The 20,700-nt window shown below is 70.1% G+C and carries 14 protein-coding genes; 10 read left to right on the forward strand and 4 right to left on the reverse strand.

Features of this window, described 5'->3' with window-relative positions; all coding sequences use genetic code 11:
- Positions 1–356: 356 nt before the first annotated feature.
- A complete protein-coding gene (locus tag ACWGDB_RS17610) occupies positions 357–1,199 on the forward strand; it encodes a class I SAM-dependent methyltransferase (RefSeq protein WP_453823365.1) in 843 nt (280 codons plus the stop codon).
- 4 nt (positions 1,200–1,203) lie between these two features.
- Positions 1,204–3,681 (forward strand): ATP-dependent helicase HrpB, encoded by a 2,478-nt coding sequence (gene hrpB / locus ACWGDB_RS17615; protein WP_453823257.1) that lies wholly within the window; start codon positions 1,204–1,206, stop codon positions 3,679–3,681.
- Here hrpB and ACWGDB_RS17620 read toward each other — a convergent pair.
- The 3 genes from ACWGDB_RS17620 to ACWGDB_RS17630 form a co-directional block, all read right to left on the reverse strand.
- Positions 3,671–4,663, reverse strand: coding sequence for a DUF3068 domain-containing protein (locus ACWGDB_RS17620; RefSeq protein ID WP_453823258.1), 993 nt, complete (start codon positions 4,661–4,663; stop codon positions 3,671–3,673). The genes hrpB and ACWGDB_RS17620 overlap by 11 nt on opposite strands.
- A gap of 25 nt (positions 4,664–4,688) precedes the next feature.
- On the reverse strand, positions 4,689–4,823 hold the full coding sequence (locus ACWGDB_RS17625) for an SPW_0924 family protein (RefSeq protein WP_328428444.1): 135 nt from the start codon (positions 4,821–4,823) through the stop codon (positions 4,689–4,691).
- Positions 4,824–4,995: 172 nt separating this feature from the next.
- On the reverse strand, positions 4,996–6,735 hold the full coding sequence (locus ACWGDB_RS17630) for a lytic transglycosylase domain-containing protein (RefSeq protein ID WP_453823259.1): 1,740 nt from the start codon (positions 6,733–6,735) through the stop codon (positions 4,996–4,998).
- 337 nt (positions 6,736–7,072) lie between these two features.
- Between ACWGDB_RS17630 and ACWGDB_RS17635 the strand changes: the two genes are divergently transcribed.
- Entirely contained in the window at positions 7,073–7,939 is an 867-nt protein-coding gene (locus ACWGDB_RS17635; RefSeq protein WP_453823260.1) for a DUF4184 family protein, read from the forward strand.
- Between the two features lie 536 nt (positions 7,940–8,475).
- Here the strand turns inward: ACWGDB_RS17635 and polA are convergent.
- Positions 8,476–11,202 carry a DNA polymerase I gene (polA, locus tag ACWGDB_RS17640; protein WP_453823261.1) on the reverse strand — a complete coding sequence of 909 codons (2,727 nt, stop codon included), beginning with the start codon at positions 11,200–11,202 and terminating at the stop codon, positions 8,476–8,478.
- Between the two features lie 180 nt (positions 11,203–11,382).
- On the opposite strand from polA, the gene ACWGDB_RS17645 reads away from it, so the two are divergent.
- The 7 genes from ACWGDB_RS17645 (at position 11,383) to ACWGDB_RS17675 (ending at position 20,621) form a co-directional block, all read left to right on the forward strand.
- On the forward strand, positions 11,383–13,662 hold the full coding sequence (locus ACWGDB_RS17645) for an FdhF/YdeP family oxidoreductase (RefSeq protein ID WP_453823262.1): 2,280 nt from the start codon (positions 11,383–11,385) through the stop codon (positions 13,660–13,662).
- Positions 13,663–13,708: 46 nt separating this feature from the next.
- Positions 13,709–14,197 carry a PaaI family thioesterase gene (locus ACWGDB_RS17650; protein ID WP_453823263.1) on the forward strand — a complete coding sequence of 163 codons (489 nt, stop codon included), beginning with the start codon at positions 13,709–13,711 and terminating at the stop codon, positions 14,195–14,197.
- Positions 14,198–14,921: 724 nt separating this feature from the next.
- Positions 14,922–16,151, forward strand: coding sequence for a branched-chain amino acid ABC transporter substrate-binding protein (locus ACWGDB_RS17655; protein WP_453823264.1), 1,230 nt, complete (start codon positions 14,922–14,924; stop codon positions 16,149–16,151).
- Positions 16,152–16,265: 114 nt separating this feature from the next.
- On the forward strand, positions 16,266–17,195 hold the full coding sequence (locus ACWGDB_RS17660; protein WP_383596845.1) for a branched-chain amino acid ABC transporter permease: 930 nt from the start codon (positions 16,266–16,268) through the stop codon (positions 17,193–17,195).
- A gap of 23 nt (positions 17,196–17,218) precedes the next feature.
- The gene (locus ACWGDB_RS17665; RefSeq protein WP_453823366.1) at positions 17,219–19,030 is read left to right on the forward strand and encodes a branched-chain amino acid ABC transporter permease; all 1,812 of its coding nucleotides are present in this window, start codon (positions 17,219–17,221) and stop codon (positions 19,028–19,030) included.
- A gap of 5 nt (positions 19,031–19,035) precedes the next feature.
- A complete protein-coding gene (locus ACWGDB_RS17670; protein WP_383596843.1) occupies positions 19,036–19,908 on the forward strand; it encodes an ABC transporter ATP-binding protein in 873 nt (290 codons plus the stop codon).
- Positions 19,905–20,621 carry an ABC transporter ATP-binding protein gene (locus ACWGDB_RS17675; protein WP_453823265.1) on the forward strand — a complete coding sequence of 239 codons (717 nt, stop codon included), beginning with the start codon at positions 19,905–19,907 and terminating at the stop codon, positions 20,619–20,621. The genes ACWGDB_RS17670 and ACWGDB_RS17675 overlap by 4 nt, the downstream gene beginning before the upstream one ends.
- Positions 20,622–20,700: the final 79 nt, after the last annotated feature.

The raw sequence follows: 20,700 nt of genomic DNA on the forward strand, positions 1-20,700 counted from the left end.
ACATTGAAGTCGTAGGTACTGCTACGCCGGGAGCCCGTATCGCTCTGAAGAAGCCGGACAGCCAAGGAAGCGCCTCACCAGGGAAAGGTGATGGCGCCTCGAAAACCGAGGGGACATACAACAGATGCGAGCGCAGCCTGCTACGTCTGAGGTGCGCAGGCCCGCAGCGCAACTTGTAGCATACGGGGGCAGCCGGACAGGGTCAATGCGCGAAGCCGCCCACCCGGGGCGGATCGCCGCATACCCGGCACAAAACCTGTCTCCTGAGGCCACGCAGGCCTTGGAACACCCCTCACGTGACACGACCGCGAGGGCCCGTGCCGTTCGGGTGACGGAAGAGTACGACGAGGGAGCCGATCATCCAAGAGTACGAACCGGAGGCCACGCGCCGTGAGTCCGGCGTAGCGGAGAGCTCGCACGCCAACCGTGGCTGGTGGGACCGGAACGCGGACGAGTACCAGACCGAGCACGGCACCTTCCTCGGCGACGACCGATTCGTCTGGGGTCCCGAGGGCCTCGACGAGGTGGAGGCCGAGCTGCTCGGTCCGCCGGAGGACCTCAAGGGCAAGGACGTCCTGGAGATCGGCGCCGGCGCGGCCCAGTGCTCGCGCTGGCTGACCGCGCAGGGGGCCCGCCCGGTCGCCCTGGACATCTCGCACCGCCAGCTCCAGCACGCGCTGCGCATCGGCGGCGCGTTCCCCCTGGTGTGCGCGGACGCGGGCGCGCTCCCCTTCGCCGACACCTCGTTCGACCTGGTGTGCTCGGCGTACGGCGCGCTGCCGTTCGTCGCCGACCCGGTGCTGGTGCTGAAGGAGGTGCGCCGGGTGCTGCGGCCGGGAGGGCGTCTCGTCTTCTCGGTGACCCACCCCATCCGCTGGGCGTTCCCCGACGAGCCGGGCCCGGAGGGGCTGTCCGTCTCGGCTTCCTACTTCGACCGCACTCCTTACGTCGAGCAGGACGACGAGGGCCGCGCGGTCTACGTCGAGCACCACAGGACGATCGGCGACCGGGTCCGCGACGTCGTGGCCGCGGGCTTCCGGCTGGTGGACCTGGTGGAGCCGGAGTGGCCGGCCTGGAACACCTCGGAGTGGGGCGGCTGGTCGCCGCTGCGCGGGAACCTGATCCCGGGGACGGCGATCTTCGTGTGCGAGCGAAGCGAGATGGGGGCACCCCCGGCCGGAGGCCGGGGGAGAGACTGAGGGCGTGATCCGTTACGACGCCCTGGACGCGCTGCCGGTACGCAGCGCCCTGCCCGGTCTGAACGACGCCCTGGACACGCACGGCACCGCGGTGCTCGTCGCGCCGCCCGGCACCGGCAAGACCACCCTGGTGCCGCTGGTGCTGGCCGGGCTGCTCGGCGAGGGACCGGCGCGGCGGGTCGTCGTGGCCGAGCCACGGCGGATCGCCGCTCGCGCCGCCGCCCGGCGGATGGCGTGGCTGCTCGGCGAGAAGGCCGGCGAGAGCGTCGGTTACACCGTGCGTGGCGAACGGGTCGTCGGGCGCCACGCGCGCGTGGAGGTCGTCACGACCGGTGTGCTGTTGCAGCGTTTGCAGCGCGACCAGGAGCTGGCGGGTGTGGACGTCGTCGTGCTCGACGAGTGCCACGAGCGGCATCTGGACGCGGACACGGTGGCGGCGTTCCTGTGGGACGTACGTCAGGCGCTGCGGCCGGAGCTGCGGCTGGTGGCCGCGTCCGCGACGACGGACGCGCAGGGGTGGGCGCGGCTGCTGGGCGATGCGCCGGTGGTGGAGGCGGAGGGCGTCTCGCACCCCGTGGAGGTGGTGTGGGCACCGCCGACGCGTCCCGTACGGCCCCCGCACGGCATGCGGGTCGACCCGGCGCTGCTGACGCACGTGGCGTCGACGGTCCGGCGGGCGCTGGCCGAGTGGGCGGGGGACGTGCTGTGTTTCCTGCCGGGTGTCGGCGAGATCGCGCGGGTGGCCGGGCAGCTGGGGGATCTCGGGGACGTCGAGGTTCTGCAGGTGCACGGGCGGGCGTCGGCCACCGTGCAGGACGCGGTGCTGACCGGCGGGCAGCGGCGCCGGGTGGTGCTGGCGACGTCCGTCGCGGAGTCGTCGCTGACGGTTCCCGGGGTACGTGTGGTCGTCGACTCCGGCCTGGCGCGGGAGCCGCGGGTCGATCACGCGCGCGGGCTGAGCGCGCTGACGACGGTACGGGCCTCGCAGGCGGCCGGCCGGCAGCGGGCGGGGCGGGCCGGGCGGGAGGCGCCGGGTGCGGTGTACCGGTGCTGGGCGGAGGCGGAGGACGTGCGGCTGCCGCGGTTCCCGTCGCCGGAGATCAAGGTGGCCGACCTGACGGCGTTCGCGTTGCAGGCGGCGTGCTGGGGCGATCCGGACGCTACCGGGCTGGCGTTGCTGGATCCGCCGCCCAGTGGGGCGATGGCTGCGGCGCGGAACGTACTGACGGCCATCGGGGCGGTGGACCGCGACGGGCGGGCCACGGATCGGGGCATCGCGCTGTCCCGGCTGGGGCTGCATCCCCGACTGGGCCGGGCGCTGCTGGACACCTCCGGTGCGGGTGCCGAGGCGGTCGCGCTGCTCAGCGAGGAGGCCCCGAGGGAGTACGGGGACGACCTGGCTGCCGCCGTGCGGGCGGCTCGGCGTGGCGGTGACGCCTATGCGGGGCGCTGGCGGGCGGAGGTCCGGCGTTTGCGGGCGAACAGCGAGAACTCTGCCGCGCGGAGTGCGGACGACCGCACCGCGGGCCTCGTCGCCGCCCTCGCCTTCCCCGAGCGTGTCGCCAGAGCCGACGGCGGCTCCTACCTCATGGCCTCCGGCACTCGCGCCGAACTCGGTGCGGGAAGCCCGCTGCGCGGCGCCCCGTGGATCGCCGTGGCCGTCGCGGACCGTCCCGTCGGCAAGGGGCACGCGCGCGTGCAGCTCGCCGCCGTGTCGGACGAGGACACGGCCCGGTCCGCGGCGGCCTCGCTGTACTCCGAGAGCCAGGAGGTCCACTGGGCCGACGGGGACGTCGTCGCCCGGCGGGTCGAGCGGCTCGGGGCGATCGAGCTCGCGGTGCGGCCCTTGCGGGACGCCGACCCCGTACTCGTACGCGATGCGCTTCTGGAAGGGCTGCGTCAGGAAGGGCTCGCCCTGTTGCGGTGGTCGCCCGACGCGGGCGTACTGCGGCAGCGGCTCGCCTTCCTTCACCTCCACCTCGGTGCGCCCTGGCCCGATGTCTCCGACGACGCGCTGCACGCGCGCGTGGACGAATGGCTGGAGCCGGAGCTGAGCCGGGCGCGGCGGCGGGCCGAGCTGGCGCGGATCGACGCCGGGCAGGCGCTCACCAGGCTGCTGCCGTGGGCCTCCGGAGAGGCCGGGCGGCTCGACGAGCTGGCGCCCGAGCGGATGGGCGTACCCAGTGGGTCCAGAATCCGGATCGACTACGGCAACCCCGAACAGCCCGTCCTCGCCGTGAAGTTGCAGGAGATGTTCGGACTGCACGAGTCGCCGTCCGTCGCCGGCGTGCCGCTCCTCGTCCACCTGCTCTCCCCCGCCGGCCGGCCCGCCGCCGTCACGGCCGACCTCGCCTCCTTCTGGAGGGACGGCTACAAGGGCGTACGGGCGGAGCTGCGCGGGCGCTATCCGAAGCATCCGTGGCCCGAGGACCCGGCCTCCGCCGAGCCGACCCGGCACACGAACGCCAGGCTCAGGCGCTGACCGGTTCCGGTTCGGTGTCCTTCGTCGGTTCCGGGTCGCCGGGGCGGCGGCTGCGTGCCTCCAGGTAGAGGGACAGCGCCAGGAGCAGCAGGCCCAGGGCCAGGAAGCCCCAGGGGAGATACGACGTCAGCAGCAGGACCAGCGTGCGGTTGGACTTGACCAGGTCCACCGTGGAGGCGATGTAGTCCTCGCGCATCTTCACGTGGCCTGCGAACGCCGTCACCTTGTCGCGGTCCCCGAGCAGGGTGCCGCCGCGCAGTTCCTCCTTGTGGATCTCCTCGCCGTAGACGGGTGCTCCGGTGAGCGGTTCGACCCAGAACTTGCGGACGGTGGTGTACCAGCGGGTCGTGCCGGTCTTGGCGACCGACTCCGGGGTGATGCCCTCGACCGGCATGGTCCTGGGGAACCTGACCTCGGTCCACGGGATGGTCTGTTCGAAGTAGTAGACCTCGACGCCGCGGAAGTCCTGGGTGCCCTTGTAGTGGATGGGAGCGGTGATCCGGGCCTGCGCGTCGAAGTACTCGTAGTCCCGTTTCTCCGTCAGGAAGGGCCACTTGAACTCGATGCCCTGCCGCTTGACCGGGTCGCCGTCGACCATCTCGCCGGTGGCGTGGACGGGTTCCTGGGTGTGGGCGTCGAAGATGTAGCGCTCGGGGATCTTGGAGACCATCTTGCCGTCGGGGCCGACGACGTAGGACAGGCCGTCCCAGACCACGACGTCCTTGCCGGCCGTCCGCTCGATCTTCTCCGAGGCTTCGACGTTGCCCTTGAGCGTCTGCACGATGGTGACCTTGGAGACCTTGCGGGCCTTCATCGTGCCGTAGTCGAGGAGGGTCGCGTCCTTCGCCTCCAGGACCATGTCCTGGTACTGGTTGGCCGGGATCTTGGCCAGGCGCGGGAAGGCGTACCAGCGCAGCAGCGGGGACAGCGCCGCGAAGAACACGGCGAGGGCGAGCAGGACCAGGCCGGCCTTGCGGCGCATCTCGGCCTCCCTCCCGGACGGGCGGTTACGGGTGTGTGGGCACCGTCGTCAGCAGCGGCTTGGGGGATGTCTCACCCGCGGGTGAGCCCATCGCGGTCATTGCGAGGACCAGGGCGAGCGCGGCGACGAGACCGGTCGCGGCGGCGATCAGGGCGCGCATACGGGCCTCCCGAATCCCGGACTGTGACACTCCGGGACTGCGACATCTGATACAGCGTCAGTTTCGGCACCGTAGCAACGGGCGGGCGAGATGAGAACAGGTTGAGCGCATGAACAAAGGGCGCCCCGTCCGCCGTGGCGGAGGGGGCGCCCTTCGGTGGACTCTGCGGCGCCTACGCGCTCGGGCTCGGCGATGCCGATCCGGACGCCGATTCCGACGGCGTCGGGCTGGGCGACGTCTCGGCCGCCGCCACCTTCAGCTCGACGGTCAGCGTCGCGCCGCCCGCGGTGTTGATGCGGAGCAGGAACGTGCCGGTGGCGTCGTCGGCGTACAGCTTCGGCAGCTTGAGCAGGCCCTTCGCGTCCGTCGTCAGACCGGTCAGGGTGCGTACGGCCTTGCCGTCGGCGTCCTTGAAGTAGGGGCCCTTGTCGTTCTCGGCCGGGTCGTCCGCCGACTTGATGAGCGTGGCGGTGGCCGCGACCTTGTCGGCCACGGCGTCCTTGTAGGTCGCCTTCACCTCGACCTGGTCGGCGAACTCGCCGCCGGGCGTGCAGGTCAGCGCGGTCTCGCTGGTGCGGGTCAGAGTGTCGGCGGCGCGCTCGGTGACGGTGGCCGCGTAGTCGAGGCCGGTGACCGTACGGCCGACGACGGTGGCGCGGACCACGAAGCCGCCGGTGTCCTCGCCCGCCTTGAGCGCGGGCGCGGTCGCCTTGCCGACGCTGTTGGTGAGGACGGTCGCGTACTTCTCGCCGGTGCTGAAGGTGGCGTCGGTGGGGCCGATGATCGTGAAGCGGACCCGGACCCTGGCGACGGCCTTGCCGGCCTTGGTCTCGGCGCGGGTGCCGATCTTCTCGGTGAAGGTGTCGCCGGCCATCGCGGTGAGCTTGGCGGTGCCCGCGTCCTCCAGGTGGTGCACGGTGTCGGTGGGCGTGGGAGGCGTCGTGCTCGGCGGGGTGGTGGCCGGCGGCGGCTTGGGGCTGGGCGAGCCGTGGTCGCCGCCCGGATTGTGGCTGCTCGGCGGCTTGGGTGTCGTCGGGGTGCCGGGCGTCGCAGGCGGCGTCGGCGTGGGGCTCGCGCCCGCCGTGTCGTCGCTGCGGTCCGACGGGAGGGTGCCGGTGCCGTCCGGGATCTCGTGGGTGCCCTCGCGGTAGTACTCCAGCCACGTCATGACGAGGTTGAGGTAGTCCCGCGAGTTGTTGTAGCTGAGGATCGCGCGGTCGAGGTCGGCCTGCGTGGACAGGTCCCAGCCGAAGCGGCACAGGTAGTGGCCGGCGGCGAGCGCGGCGTCGTAGATGTTGTTGGGGTCCTTCTTGCCGTCGTCGTTGCCGTCGCGGCCGGCCCACTCCCAGGTGGAGGGGATGAACTGCATGGGGCCGACGGCACGGTCGTACGAGCTGTCCCCGTCGTAGGCGCCGTTGTCGGTGTCGCCGATGTTCGCGAAGCCGTTGCCGTTGAGCTGCGGGCCGAGGATCGGGGAGATCGTGGTGCCCTCGGCGTCGACGCGCCCGCCGCGGGCCTGGCCCGACTCGACCTTGCCGATCGCGGCGAGGAGCTCCCAGGGGAGGTTGCAGCCGGGCTTGGCCTGCTGGAGCGCGGCCTGGGCCTTCTTGTACGCGTCGAGGACGGTCGCGGGGATGCCCGCCTCGGTGACGCCCGGGTCGACGGGGGTGCCGGCGGACGGCGAGGGGTTGGGGCTGTTGAGCGGCGGCAGGTCCGTGTAGTACGGCGAGTTGCCGGTCGCGCTGTCCTCGGCAGGTGTGTCCGGGGAGGGCTGGGTGCCGGTGGTGACCCTTCTGCCGGCGTCGTCGGTCGTCACTCCCGGAGCCTGGGACGCGGCCAGTGCCGCGACCACGACCGCGGCCACCGTCGTGTTCACCGCCCCCTTGCGGAGCCTGCCGAATTGCGCCGCCATGAAATGGACCCCTCCCGTGGACGCCCGGGCGCCCGACTCTGCCTGCCGGTCTGCCGGCCGGGCTCGCCGTGCCGAGCCCGCCCCTGTTGTGACGATCGACTCGCCGCGACAGTTGCCCTCGCGGCACCCTTTTAGCCACTGTTCATCTGTTCGACCGCATGCTCCCGGCGCGGTGACCCAGGCGACACTACGACAACTTCCTTTGCGGGGGCACCCGTTGGTGCCCGATTTTTACCGGTTGGCCACATGCGGTCCGCCCGCCGGATGTCCCGCATACTGGCTTCGCCGACGCCCGGGGCCCGAGCGGCCCCGCCAACACCCCGCACGAGGAGCCCCGTTGCCGTTCACGCTCAGCCACGCGGCGGCCGTACTGCCCGGCATACGCACCGACGGAACCGGCCGCCTCGCCCTCGTACCGGCCGCACTGGTGGCGGGGTCGTTCTCTCCGGACATGACCTATTACGTGGCGAGTGTCCTGCCGGAGGCGATGAAGTTCGGCGATGTCACGCACTCGTTCGCGGGTGTGTTCACCGTCGATGCGGCGATCGCCCTGGCGCTGGTGGGCCTGTGGCTCCTGATGCGCGAGCCGCTGGTGGCCCTGCTACCGCCGCGGCGACAGGCGCGGGTGGCCACCCTGTTGCGCTGCGGGGCACCACACGCACGCGTACGGCCGTCGTCGGCGCTGCGCTGGTATGTCTCGGCCGTCCTCGGCTCACTGACTCATGTCGTGTGGGACGCGTTCACGCACCTCGACCGCTGGGGGATGCGGCTCTTTCCAGTCCTGGGCGAGGAGATCGCGGGATCGCCGCTGTACTGGTATCTGCAGTACGGCGGTTCGGCGGTCGCCGCGGTCGTCATCGCCGCATTCGTGATCGTGGCGCTACGGCGGACCGGTGCTGTCGCGCCGGTCGGTGTTCCGGTGCTCTCGGTACCGGACCGGTGGTGGGCCGCTGTGGTGATCGGCGGATGTGCCGCAGTGGCGGCCGTACAGCGGGTGTCGCGCTGGTGGGCCTACTGGGGTTCCACCGCGAAGTACTGGGAGCTGATTCCCACGCTGTGCTTCGGAGCGGGCGCGGGGCTCGTTCTGGGGCTGGTGCTGTACGCCGTGGGCGTCAGGGTGTGGCGTCCGGTCCGGGGCCCTGGCAGTTCGGGTGCGGATGCGGATGGGGCCGGTCGGGAGCCGAGCCGTCCGGGGGCTCGGTGACGGTTTCTGCCGTCGCGACGAACACGGTGACGGTACGGCCCGCACGGCCGGGACGGCGGCGTGGGAGTGCGGTGCGGGCGAGCGCCAGGTAGCCGCGGAGGGTTGTCGCCCTGTGCCGCAGAGCGCCCATCAGGTCGGCGGGGATGCGGGCGGTGCTTGCGCCGGGGGCGAAGAGTGGGACCGTGGGGCGCGCTGTGGGGGCGTCTTCGGTGTTCGCGTTCGCCGGTGCCGGGGCCGTCCGGCGGTTGAGCGTGCGTATACCCATGCCCGCATCCTTACGGGCGGGGGGTGGGAGAAGCGCTTTTGCGGGGGCCACGCGAGTGACGGGTCCCTCCGGGGGTTGGGCGGAATCCGACCGTCTGCGTGGTGGCGCTTTTCTCGGGCTGCGGGTCGTTTGTGGCTGGTCGCGCCCCCGCGGCGGAGCCGCACATCGATACAGCCCCGCGCCCCTTTGGGGCGCGCTGTCGTCCTGTCCCTCCAAAGCGGAACCCGGTGCCGGGCCGGTTGGGTAGCCGGCCCGGCGTCGAGACGTGGTGTCAGTGGGCTGCCGACTCCCAGTCCGGCCCCGCGCCCACCGAGACGCCCAGGGGGACGTTGAGGTGGACGGCGTTGGACATTTCTCGGCGGACCAGTTCCTCGGCGGTCCGGCGCTCGCCCGGGGCGATTTCCAGGACGATTTCGTCGTGGACCTGGAGGAGCATGCGGGAGGTGAGGTTCTCCTCGCGCAGGGACCGGTCGACGTTGAGCATGGCGATCTTGACGATGTCCGCCGCCGTGCCCTGGATGGGCGCGTTGAGGGCCATGCGCTCGGCGGCCTCGCGGCGCTGGCGGTTGTCGCTGTTGAGGTCGGGGAGGTAGCGGCGGCGGCCGAAGAGCGTCGCCGTGTAGCCCGTCGCCCGGGCCTCGTCGACGGCGCGGCGCAGATAGTCACGGACGCCGCCGAAGCGCTCGAAGTAGGCGTCCATCAGCGCGCGGGCCTCGCCGGCGTCGATGTTCAGCTGCTGGGAGAGGCCGAAGGCCGACAGCCCGTAGGCCAGGCCGTACGACATCGCCTTGATCTTGCGGCGCATCTCCGCGTCCACCGCGGCGGGCTCCACGGCGAACACCTGGGAGGCGGCCGTGGTGTGCAGGTCCTCGCCCGAGGTGAACGCCTCGATGAGGCCCTCGTCCTCGGAGAGGTGGGCCATCACGCGCAGCTCGATCTGGCTGTAGTCCGCGGTCATCAGGGACTCGAAGCCCTCGCCGACCACGAAGCCCCGGCGGATCGCCCTGCCCTCGTCCGTGCGGACCGGGATGTTCTGCAGGTTCGGGTCGGTCGAGGAGAGACGGCCGGTGGCCGCGACCGTCTGGTTGAAGGTCGTGTGGATACGGCCGTCCGCCGCGATCGTCTTGATCAGGCCCTCGACGGTGACGCGGAGCTTCGCCTGCTCGCGGTGGCGGAGCATGATGACCGGCAGTTCGTTGTCGGTCTGGCCGGCGAGCCAGGCCAGGGCGTCGGCGTCCGTCGTGTAGCCCGTCTTCGTCTTCTTCGTCTTGGGCAGGGCGAGTTCGCCGAAGAGGACCTCCTGGAGCTGCTTGGGCGAGCCGAGGTTGAACTCGTGCCCGGCCGCGGCGTGCGCCTCCTTCACGGCCTGCTGCACGGCGCCCGCGAACATCTGCTCCATGGCCTCGAGGTGTGCCCGGTCGGCCGCGATGCCGTGCCGCTCCATGCGGGCCAGCAGGGCGGAGGTCGGCAGCTCCATGTCGCGGAGCAGGTCAGCGGCGCCGACCTCCTCAAGACGGCCCTCGAAGGCCTCGCCCAGGTCCAGGACCGCACGGGCCTGGATCATCAGCGCCTCGGCCTCGGCGCCGTCGTCCGCGCCGAAGGCCAGCTGGCCGTCGGCCGCGGCGGCGGGGGCCAGCTCGCGGTGGAGGTACTCCAGGGACAGCGCGTCCAGGTCGAAGGAGCGGCGGCCCGGCTTGACGAGGTAGGCGGCGAGCGCGGTGTCCATGCGCACGCCGGCGATGCTCCAGCCGTGCTCGGCGAAGACCCGCATCGCGGCCTTGGCGTTGTGGAAGACCTTCGGCCTGTCGGCGTCGGCCAGCCACGCGGTGAAGGCCTTCTCGTCGGCCTCGTCCAGCTGCGAGGGGTCGAACCAGCCGGCCGTGCCGTCGGCCGCGGCGAGGGCGACCTCGGCGACCGAGCCGGTGCCGAGCGCCCAGGCGTCGACGGTGGCCACGCCGAGGGGCTCACCGCCGTGCTCCGCCAGCCAGGGGGCCAGCTCGCCCGTGCCGAGCACGGCGCCGTCCAGCTCCACGCCCTCGGTCGAGATCGGGGTGGCCTCGGCCTCCTCGGATCCGGGGTCGACGCCGAAGAGCCGCTCGCGCAGCGAGGGGTTACGGATCTCCAGGGTGTCCAGGATCATCGCGACGGCCTTGCGGTCGTACGGCACGCGGGCGACATCGGTGACGGTCCTGGGCAGCTCGACGTTGCGCTCCAGCTCGGTCAGGCGGCGGTTGAGCTTGACCGACTCCAGGTGGTCGCGCAGGTTCTGCCCGGCCTTGCCCTTGACCTCGTCCACGCGCTCGACCAGCTCGGCGAACGAACCGAACTGGTTGATCCACTTCGCCGCCGTCTTCTCACCGACGCCCGGGATGCCCGGCAGGTTGTCGGACGGGTCACCGCGCAGGGCCGCGAAGTCGGGGTACTGGGCGGGCGTCAGTGCGTACTTCTCGAAGACCTTCTCCGGGGTGAAGCGGGTCAGCTCGGAGACGCCCTTGGTCGGATACAGCACCGTCGTGTGCTCGCTGACCAGCTGGAAGGAGTCCCGGTCGCCGGTGACGATCAGCACCTCGAAGCCTTCGGCCTCGGCCTGGGTGGCGAGCGTGGCGATCACGTCGTCGGCCTCGAAGCCGTCGACGGCGAACCGCGAGACGTGCATCGCGTCGAGCAGCTCGCCGATCAGCTCGACCTGGCCCTTGAACTCGTCCGGGGTCTTGGAGCGGTTCGCCTTGTACTCCGTGAACTCCGCGGAGCGCCAGGTCTTGCGGGACACGTCGAAGGCCACCGCGAAGTGTGTGGGCGCCTCGTCGCGCAGCGTGTTGGCCAGCATCGACGCGAAGCCGTAGATCGCGTTCGTCGGCTGGCCCGTCGCGGTCGTGAAGTTCTCCGCGGGCAGCGCGAAGAACGCACGGTAGGCCAGCGAGTGCCCGTCCATGAGCATCAGGCGGGGCCGGCCGCCGCCGGGGTTGGTCTCGGTCTGCTTCGATGCTGTCTCTGCCACGTCCCCGATCCTGCCACGCCCCACTGACAGTCGGTCCCCATCGGGGGGTGCGGCTGCGGGGAGGGGTTCGCGGAGGGGGCGCGGAGGGCGATACGGGTGCCCGGCCCCCACCCCCGTTGTCGGTCCCGCGTGCGAGGATCGGAGATGTACCTCACACGTGTACACAAAGGAGAGCGCGCGATGGCCACCAAGCCGCCCAAGGGTGATCCGGTTCAGGACGCGCCCCAGGTCGCCGAGCCGAAGCATGCGGCGGCGGGGCTGCCGGCCATCGGCCACACCTTGCGGATCGCGCAGCAGCAGATGGGCGTGAAGCGCACCATGCTGACGCTGCTGAGCGTCAACCAGAAGAACGGCTTCGACTGCCCGGGCTGCGCGTGGCCGGAGCCGGACCACCGGCACAAGGCGGAGTTCTGTGAGAACGGCGCGAAGGCCGTGGCCGAGGAGGCCACCCTGCGCCGGGTCACCCCGGAGTTCTTCGCCGCGCATTCCGTCGCCGATCTCGCGACCAGGAGCGGTTACTGGCTGGGGCAGCAGGGGCGGCTCACGCACCCCGTGTACCTCCCCGAAGGGGGCACGCACTACGAGCCGGTGACCTGGGGGCGCGCCTTCGACATCATCGGCGAGGAGATCACCGCCCTCGGCTCCCCCGACGAGGCCGTCTTCTACACCTCGGGACGCACCAGCAACGAGGCCGCTTTCCTCTATCAGCTCTTCGCGCGCGAGCTCGGCACCAACAACCTGCCCGACTGCTCGAACATGTGCCACGAGTCGTCCGGGTCGGCGCTGAACGAGACCATCGGCATCGGCAAGGGCAGCGTCCTGCTGGAGGACCTCTACAAGGCCGACCTGATCATCGTCGCCGGGCAGAACCCGGGGACGAACCACCCGCGCATGCTCTCCGCCCTGGAGAAGGCCAAGGCGGACGGCGCGAAGATCATCAGCGTCAACCCGCTGCCCGAGGCCGGTCTGGAGCGCTTCAAGAACCCGCAGACCCCGCAGGGCATGCTCAAGGGCGCCGCCCTCACCGATCTGTTCCTGCAGATCCGCATCGGCGGCGACCAGGCCCTGTTCCGCCTCCTCAACAAGCTGATCCTCGAGACGCAGGGCGCCGTCGACGAGGAGTTCGTCCGCGAACACACCCACGGCTACGAGGAGTTCGCCGCGGCCGCCCGTGCCGCCGACTGGGACGAGACCCTGACGGCGACCGGCCTCACACGCGCGGAGATCGAGGAGGCCATGGCCATGGTCCTCGCCTCGCAGCGCACCATCGTCTGCTGGGCCATGGGCCTCACCCAGCACAAGCACTCCGTGCCCACCATCCGCGAGGTCGTCAACTTCCTTCTGCTGCGCGGCAACATCGGCCGCCCGGGCGCGGGCGTGTGCCCGGTGCGCGGTCACTCGAACGTGCAGGGCGACCGCACGATGGGCATCTTCGAGCGGCCCGCCCCGGCCTTCCTGGACGCCCTGGAGAAGGAGTTCGGGTTCGCGCCCCCGCGCGAGCACGGTTACGACGTCGTACGGGCCATCCGCGCCCTGCGCGACGGCGAGGCGAAGGTCTTCTTCGCCATGGGCGGCAACTTCGTGTCCGCGACCCCGGACACCGACGTCACCGAGGCCGCCATGCGGCGCGCCCGGCTCACCGTGCACGTGTCGACGAAGCTCAACCGTTCGCACGCCGTCACGGGCGCGCGAGCGCTGATCCTGCCCACCCTGGGCCGGACCGAGCGCGATCTCCAGGGCAGCGGCGAGCAGTTCGTGACGGTCGAGGACTCCATGGGCATGGTGCACGCCTCCCGGGGCCGCCTGGAGCCCGCGAGCGCGCATCTGCTGTCGGAGCCGGCGATCGTGTGCCGCCTGGCACGCCGCGTGCTGGGCGAGAGCAGTGCCACCCCCTGGGAGGAGTTCGAGAAGGACTACGCGACGATCCGGGACCGCATCGCCCGCGTGATCCCCGGCTTCGAGGACTTCAACGCGCGCGTGGCCCACCCCGGCGGCTTCACTCTCCCCCACGCCCCGCGCGACGAGCGCCGCTTCCCGACGGCGACGGGCAAGGCCAACTTCACGGCGGCTCCGATCGAGTACCCGATGGTGCCCGAGGGACGGCTGCTGCTGCAGACCCTGCGGTCGCACGACCAGTACAACACCACGATCTACGGCCTCGACGACCGTTACCGGGGCATCACGAACGGACGCCGGGTCGTGATGATCAACCCCGAGGACGCGCAGCGGCTGAACATCGCCGACGGCTCGTACGTCGACCTGGTGAGCGAGTGGAAGGACGGCGTCGAGCGGCGGGCGGCCGGTTTCCGTGTCGTCCACTATCCGACGGCCCGGGGCTGCGCGGCCGCGTACTACCCGGAGACCAATGTCCTCGTCCCGCTGGATGCCACCGCGGACACCAGCAACACCCCGGCCAGCAAGTCCGTGATCGTACGTCTGGAACAATCGGCGACCGACTGAGCGTTTGCTCAGTCGACGCACACCACGACGAACGGAGCCGGGCCCCATGGGCGAGCAGCAGCATGTGAAGTTCCCGCAAGAGGTCATCGACGAGTACGCCGCGCTCGGCGTCGACCTGCCGGCCCTGTTCTCCGCCGGGCACCTCGGGACGCGCATGGGCGTCCAGATCGTGGAAGCGTCCGCCGAGCGGGTCGTGGGGACCATGCCGGTGGAGGGGAACACCCAGCCGTACGGGCTGCTGCACGGCGGCGCGTCCGCGGTGCTGGCCGAGACGCTCGGGTCGGTGGGCTCGATGCTGCACGCCGGCACCTCCAAGATCGCGGTCGGCGTCGACCTCAACTGCACCCACCACCGCGGCGCCCGCGCCGGCATCGTCACCGGCGTGGCCACGCCCCTGCACCGGGGCCGCTCGACGGCGACGTACGAGATCGTGATCAGCGACGAGGCCGGGCGGCGTGTGTGCAGCGCCCGGCTGACCTGCCTGCTGCGGGACGTGAACCCGAGCGACGGCGAACAGCTCCGGGCGATGGGCTGAGCCGACCCAAGGGCCCTCTCGCGGCAACTCCCTTGAGGGCAACGCCTTTTGCCGCCCCGCCCGGCGGCCGGTACTCCCCGGCGTGACTCCGCGCCTTACGCAACGCCCTGGCACCACCCCGCCGTTGAACCCGGACGCCCGGCGGCCTAACGTCGAGGCATGACGTCCGGAGGGGCCCCCAGGAGCGGGGCGGCGCCCGGACTCCCGCTCTCGGCCGCCGGGTTGATGGCCGAAAGCGGTGAGTCCGACAATGCCCAATTCCATTTTCATGCCCTATACACGAAAACAGCCGAAGAACTCAGACCGACTTTCCCGGCTGTAACTCTGCGTAATACGACTGCAATACGGGTCCTCGCTTCTCCCGCAGCGAGCACCCTTCCCACACGTCCGCAGAGACCCCTGGGTAGCCTTCGGCAACGATCCAGGTAATTACCAAAACGTGTGAACACTCGTGAAGACGCTACGCGCGAACGCTGCAAGTTCTCACTATGTGGACAGGGCGAATCGGCCGGAAATCCACTCTTCCCCCCACGGAGCACCGCTCTGCGTTACCCCGTGTCATAACAAGAGCGTCACAGCCTTGGTCAGAGCCTCCTCCAGGTTCCCCACCCGCGCTTAGAGTCACGGCCAGTCACGGCGCCATCGGATTCGAACTCACTTCGACCCAGCGCTCGACTCGGCGAGTTCCATGGGGGGCCGCCGTGCCAGGGAAAGGACCTGATTCGTGCGTCAACGTTCGATCATTGCCATAACCGCCGCGCTCGCGGCGGGATCGCTGACACTCACGGCTTGTGGGTCGCGTGACGACGACGGCGGCAGCAGCAACGGCGACAAGACCACTGTGGTGATCGGTGTCGACGCTCCGACGACCGGCGATCTGTCTGCGCTCGGCCTCGGCATCAAGAACTCCGCCGACCTCGCCGCCAAGACGGCCAACGAGAAGGAGTACGTCAAGGGCGTCGAGTTCAAGATCGAGGCCCTCGACGACCAGGCGCAGCCGTCCGTCGGCCAGCAGAACGCCCAGAAGTTCATCAGCAACAAGGACGTCCTGGGCGTCGTCGGCCCGCTGAACTCCAGCGTGTCGCAGCAGATGCAGAAGCCGCTCAACGACGCCGGCCTGACCCAGGTCTCCCCCGCCAACACGGGTACGGAGCTGACCCAGGGCGACGGCTGGAAGACCGGTGACTCGGTCCGCCAGTTCAAGACGTTCTTCCGTACGGCCACCACGGACGAGATCCAGGGCGCCTTCGCCGCCGACTACCTGTACAACCAGGCGAAGATCAAGAAGGTCTACCTGATCGACGACCAGAAGACCTACGGCGCGGGCCTGGCCGCCTCCTTCAAGGCGAACTTCACCAAGTCCGGTGGCCAGATCGTCGGCACCGACCACATCAACCCCGAAGACCGTGACTTCAACGCCGTGGTCGCCAAGATCAAGAAGACCGGCGCCGAAGCCCTGTACTACGGCGGCGAGTACCCGGCCGCCGGTCCGCTGAGCCAGCAGCTCAAGGACAGCGGCCAGAACATCCCGCTCATGGGCGGCGACGGCATCTACTCCGGTGAGTTCCCGAAGCTGAACAAGAAGGCCGAGGGCGACCTCGCCACCTCCGTGGGCAAGCCGGTCGAGCAGCTCGACTCCGCCAAGACGTTCATCAAGGACTACGAGGCGGCGGGCTACGAGGACGACTACGAGGCCTACGGCGGCCTCACCTACGACGCCACCTGGTCGATCATCGAGGCCGTCAAGCTGGCGGTCGAGGGCAACGACGGCAAGCTCCCGTCCGACGGCCGCAAGGCGGTCCTGGACGCCATGGCCAAGGTCAAGTTCGACGGCGTCACCGGCACCATCTCGTTCGACGAGTTCGGTGACACCACGAACCACACGATGACCGCGTACAAGGTCAAGAGCAACGCGTGGGCGCCGGAGTTCAGCGGCGAGCCCAAGCTGGGCTGAGCAGAGGACGAGTAAAGAGCACTCCACAAACACACATTGATCCAGGCCGCGCGGGATCGCCCATCAGCGCTCCCGCGCGGCGCCATATCCGAACCACTCCACGGAGGCCCTGCGGTGAACGAACTGCCGCAACAGCTGGCCAATGGACTCATCCTCGGCGCGATGTACGGACTCATCGCGATCGGCTACACGATGGTCTACGGCATCGTCCAGCTCATCAACTTCGCCCACGGCGAGATCTTCATGGTCGGGGGCTTCGGGGCCCTCACCGTCTGGTTGGTCCTCCCCGAGGGCTTCGGCCTCGGGGCAGCAGTCCCCCTCATGATCATCGGTGGCGTCCTCGTATCGGTCGCCGTCGGCACGGCGGCGGAACGCTTCGCCTACCGGCCACTGCGCACCGCGCCACGGCTGGCACCCCTCATCACCGCCATCGGCCTGTCCATCGTCCTCCAGCAGGCCGTGTGGATGTGGTACCCGGACGCGAAGAAGGACCAGCCCTTCCCGCAGTTCCACGGCGACCCCATCGACATCCTGGGTGCCAACATCCAGCGAGGCGACCTCTTCGTCCTGATAGCCGCCCCGCTGTGCATGCTCGCCCTCGGCCTGTTCGTCACCAAGACGCGCTCCGGCCGCGGCATGCAGGCCACCGCCCAGGACCCCGACACGGCGAAGCTGATGGGCATCAACACCGACCGCATCATCGTCATGGCGTTCGCCATCGGTGCCGGGTTCGCGGCCGTCGCCGCGGTCGCCTACGGCCTGAAGAACGGTCAGGTCGGCTTCCAAATGGGCTTCCTGATGGGTCTCAAGGCCTTCACCGCCGCCGTGCTCGGCGGCATCGGCAACATCTACGGCGCCATGCTCGGCGGCATTGTGCTCGGCGTCGCCGAGTCCCTGGCCACCGGCTACATCGGTGACATCCCCGGCATGGACCTCTTCGGCGGCGGCGCATGGAAGGACGTGTGGGCGTTCGCGCTGCTCATCCTCGTCCTGCTGTTCAGGCCTCAGGGTCTGCTCGGCGAACGCGTCGCGGATCGGGCGTGATACCCATGACCACCGACATCCCCATGGACAAGAGCACCGACACCGCCAAGGTGTCCACCGCGGAGGCCACTCCGATCATCCCGCTGCCGCAGGCCGCGGCACGCGGACTGACCGTCGCCGGCTCCGCCTTCGCCCTCATAGGCACATTCCTCGCCTGGACCTGGACCGATGACTTCCCGGGCAACCTGACCGTCACCGGCTACCCCGGCGGCCTTCAGGTCCTCACCCTCTTCGGCTCCCTGCTCACCCTGCTGTTCGCCCTCTCCGGCTACGGCATCAAGGGCATGGGCTGGCTCACCCCCGGCGGCAAGAACAGCCCCGTCCTGCTCGCCGCCCTCGGCGTGTTCGGCACCACGGGCTACGCCATGGGCGCGATCACCCAGGAACTCGGCGGCCTCGTCAACCTGGAGCCCGGCGCCTGGGTCTCCGGCATCGGCGCGCTCGTCGCCGTGATCGGCGCCCTCGGCCTCCCGGTCGACCAGCCCTACGGCGCGGGCGAACCGACCCCGAACCTCTGGGGCCGGATCCGCCACTCGCTCACCGCCCCCGACCCGGGCCGGGCCAAGGAACTGCCCTCCTGGGTGGAGATCCTGATCATCGCCGTGGGCTTCGGCCTCGGCCTGTACGTATTCGCGTACGGCATCGGCACCGAGTACTCCGAGCTGTTCATCGGCTTCCTGATCGTCGCGGCGTTCGGCTTCACCGCCGTCACCCGCGCCGGTCTCCTGAAGCGACTGTCGGCTCTGACCGCCAAGCACCGCAACGTCACCCTCACGGCGGCGTTCGTGGCGGCGATCTGCTTCCCCTTCACCCAGTCCAACGACCAGTTCGCCCTCATCGGCGCGAACATCCTGATCTTCGCCACGGTCGCCCTGGGCCTCAACGTCGTCGTCGGCCTCGCCGGCCTGCTCGACCTCGGTTACGTCGCCTTCCTCGGCGTCGGCGCCTACGCCGCCGCCCTGGTCTCCGGCTCCCCGGCGTCGACGATCGGAGTGAAGTTCCCCTTCTGGGCCGCCGTTCTCACCGGCGCCGCCGCCTCGCTGATCTTCGGCGTCGTGATCGGTGCCCCGACCCTGCGACTGCGCGGCGACTACCTCGCCATCGTGACGCTCGGCTTCGGTGAGATCTTCCGCATCACCATGAACAACCTGAACGGCAACAGCGGCCCGGACGTCACCAACGGCTCCAACGGCATCCCGCAGATCCCCGACCTGGAGATCTTCGGGTTCAACCTAGGAGTGCCACACGACGTCCTCGGACACGAGTTGACCCGCTCGGCCAACTACTACCTGCTGATGCTGCTGTTCACGGCCATCGTCGTGATGGTGTTCCGCCGCTCGGCGGAGTCCCGCATCGGCCGCGCCTGGGTCGCCATCCGCGAAGACGAGACCGCCGCCACCGCGATGGGCATCAACGGCTTCCGCCTCAAGCTCCTCGCCTTCGCACTCGGCGCCTCCCTCGCCGGCCTCGCAGGCACCGTCCAGGCACACGTGTCCTACAGCGTCACCCCCGAGCAGTACGAGTTCGCCGGCCCCGTGCCCCCGAACTCGGCCTTCCTGCTCGCCGCCGTCATCCTCGGCGGCATGGGCACCATCAGCGGCCCGCTGATCGGCGCCGCGCTGCTCTACCTGATCCCGGCCAAGCTGCAGTTCATGGCGGAGTACCAGCTGCTGCTCTTCGGCATCGCCCTGATGCTGCTGATGCGCTTCCGCCCCGAAGGCCTGGTCGCCGACCGCAGGAAGCAGCTCGAATTCCACGAGACCGGACAGCTCGACGTACCGGAGGACAAGCCATTGCCCGAAGGCGCGACCGGCGTCGCGAAGGCAGGGGCGTGACCGCCATGACCACCACCACGACCGCACCCACCAGCACGACGGTGCTCGACGCCACCGGCGTCACGATGCGCTTCGGCGGTCTGACCGCCGTGCGCGACGTGAACCTCACCGTCAACAGTGGCGAGATCGTCGGCCTCATCGGCCCCAACGGCGCCGGTAAGACGACCTTCTTCAACTGCCTCACCGGCCTGTACATCCCGACCGAGGGCAAGGTCGCCTACAAGGGCACCGTCCTGCCGCCCAAGCCGCACCTGGTCACCCAGGCCGGCATCGCCCGTACGTTCCAGAACATCCGGCTCTTCGCCAACATGACCGTTCTGGAGAACGTACTGGTCGGACGGCACACCCGCACCAAGGAAGGCCTCTGGTCGGCCCTGCTGCGGCTGCCCGGCTTCAAGAAGGCCGAGGACGCGTCCCGGGACCGGGCCATGGAACTCCTGGAGTTCACCGGTCTCGCCGCCAAGGCCGACCACCTCGCCCGCAACCTGCCCTACGGCGAGCAGCGCAAGCTGGAGATCGCCCGGGCACTGGCGAGCGAGCCCGGCCTGCTCCTCCTCGACGAGCCCACCGCCGGTATGAACCCGCAGGAGACCCGGGCGGCCGAAGAGCTGATCTTCGCCATCCGGGACCAGGGCATCGCCGTCCTCGTCATCGAGCACGACATCCGGTTCATCATGAACCTGTGTGACCGGGTCGCCGTGCTGGTCCAGGGCGAGAAGATCGTCGAGGGCCCCGCGGAGGTCGTCCAGGCCGACGAGCGCGTCATCGCCGCCTACCTCGGCACACCCTTCGAGGGTGCGCCGGGCGCGGCGGAAGCCGCCGAAGTCGAGGCTGCGGAGGCTGACGCGCAGAGCACCACGGAAGGGGACGACAAGTGACCGCACTGCTCGAGGTCGAGGACCTCAGGGTCGCCTACGGCAAGATCGAGGCCGTCAAGGGCATCTCGTTCAAGGTGGAAGCGGGCGAGGTCGTCACCCTCATCGGCACCAACGGCGCCGGCAAGACCACGACCCTGCGCACCCTGTCGGGTCTGCTCCAGCCGCTGTCCGGAGAGATCAAGTTCGACGGCAAGTCGCTGAAGAAGATCCCCGCCCACAAGGTCGTCGCGCTGGGGCTCGCCCACTCCCCCGAGGGGCGGCACATCTTCCCCCGCATGACGATCGAGGACAACCTCCGCCTCGGCGCGTTCCTGCGCACCGACAAGGAGGCCATCGAGAAGGACATCAAGCGCGCCTACGACCTGTTCCCCATCCTCGGAGAGCGCCGCAAGCAGGCAGCGGGCACCCTCTCCGGCGGTGAGCAGCAGATGCTCGCCATGGGACGGGCGCTGATGTCCCGGCCGAAGCTGCTCATGCTGGACGAGCCCTCCATGGGCCTCTCCCCCATCATGATGCAGAAGATCATGGCGACCATCCAGGAGCTCAAGTCCCAGGGCACCACCATCCTGCTCATCGAGCAGAACGCCCAGGCCGCGCTCTCCCTGGCCGACCACGGCCACGTCATGGAGGTCGGCAAGATCGTCCTCTCCGGCAGCGGACAGGACCTGCTGCACGACGAGTCGGTGCGCAAGGCGTACCTCGGCGAGGACTGATCGCCCGGCTCACATGAGATGAGGCCCGTGCCCCCGGTCAGGGGCACGGGCCTCACTCTTTGCTGCTTCGAAGTGCCGC

This window comes from Streptomyces sp. NPDC055013, from assembly GCF_053608645.1.

What these genes read in the sequence shown, in the direction of transcription:
- ACWGDB_RS17620 (WP_453823258.1), bottom strand. Translation starts at nt 4,663, where the DNA reads ATGCGCCGCAAGGCCGGCCTGGTCCTGCTCGCCCTCGCCGTGTTCTTC.
- ACWGDB_RS17625 (WP_328428444.1), bottom strand. Translation starts at nt 4,823, where the DNA reads ATGCGCGCCCTGATCGCCGCCGCGACCGGTCTCGTCGCCGCGCTCGCC.
- ACWGDB_RS17630 (WP_453823259.1), bottom strand. Translation starts at nt 6,735, where the DNA reads ATGGCGGCGCAATTCGGCAGGCTCCGCAAGGGGGCGGTGAACACGACG.
- ACWGDB_RS17645 (WP_453823262.1), top strand. Translation starts at nt 11,383, where the DNA reads ATGGCCACCAAGCCGCCCAAGGGTGATCCGGTTCAGGACGCGCCCCAG.
- ACWGDB_RS17650 (WP_453823263.1), top strand. Translation starts at nt 13,709, where the DNA reads ATGGGCGAGCAGCAGCATGTGAAGTTCCCGCAAGAGGTCATCGACGAG.
- ACWGDB_RS17665 (WP_453823366.1), top strand. Translation starts at nt 17,219, where the DNA reads ATGGACAAGAGCACCGACACCGCCAAGGTGTCCACCGCGGAGGCCACT.
- ACWGDB_RS17670 (WP_383596843.1), top strand. Translation starts at nt 19,036, where the DNA reads ATGACCACCACCACGACCGCACCCACCAGCACGACGGTGCTCGACGCC.